The following is a 952-nucleotide window of genomic DNA, read 5'->3' on the forward strand; positions in this document are numbered from 1 at the left end:
GAGCGTCCCGGAGTTCGCATTCACACTGCCACTGATATCCGCATTTTTAGCGGTCAGCTTTCCGTCCGGTGTCAGGGAAAAGGCCGGAGGATTGCCGCCGCTGGTAATGGTGGGGGCCGTCAGGCGCTTCAGGAACACGTCGTTCATGAATATCTGGTTGCCCTGCGCCACAAACATCGGCGTTTCATTCCCGTTTGCCGGGTCAATAAATGCGATACGATTGGCGGCAACCAGAAACTGGCTCAGTTTGCCTTCCTCCGTGTCCTACATGCTGAGGCCAATACCCGCGACATAATGTTTGCCGTCTTTGGTCTGCTCAATTTTGACAGCCCACATGGCATTCCACTTATCACTGGCATCCTTCCACTCTTTCGAAAACTCCTCCAGTCTGCTGGCGTTATCCTCCGTCAGCTCGACTTTTTCCAGCAGCTCCTTGCCGAGATGGGATTCGGTTATCTTGCCTTTGAAAAAATCCAGGTAACCTTCCGCATCATCGCTCGCCCGACCGACGGCCTCCACGAATGCCGATTTGCCAACGGTGTTCACACTGCGGATATAAAAGTAATAATCATGGCCCGGTTTGATATTGATACTGGCGGCTATCCAGTACAGCGCCGTACCAAGATAACGCGTGCTGGTTTCAACCTGTCTGATATCCGCAATCTGCTTTTCCGAGAACCAGAACTCAAACTGTACCGTCGGGTCATAAACGGCAAGATGCGGCGTGGCGGTTATCTGAAAATAGCCCGGCGTCAGCTCAATCCTCGACGGTGCTGCCGGTGCGGCAATCCGGAACGATACCGACGCCGGATCGCCCTGCTGCCCCCACGCATTTACCGCCCGGACTGTCAGCCTGTAGTTCCCCAGCGCCAGTTGCGTGAAGCGGTATGTGGTTTCCGTCGTCCGGGCCGTGCTGACCAGCCGCTCACTGCCGTCGTCCGCTGTTACGGTC

Annotated in this window: 1 pseudogene; it reads right to left on the reverse strand. The window is 55.6% G+C overall.

Annotated elements, in window-relative coordinates:
• Window positions 1-921 (reverse strand): annotated as a pseudogene (locus CSC62_RS18320) (phage tail tip protein J-related protein); the annotation flags it as partial.
• Window positions 922-952 lie beyond the last annotated feature (31 nt).

The sequence above is a fragment of the Pseudoxanthomonas jiangsuensis genome (assembly GCF_010093185.1).
Classification (GTDB): Bacteria; Pseudomonadota; Gammaproteobacteria; order Xanthomonadales; family Xanthomonadaceae; genus Pseudoxanthomonas; species Pseudoxanthomonas jiangsuensis.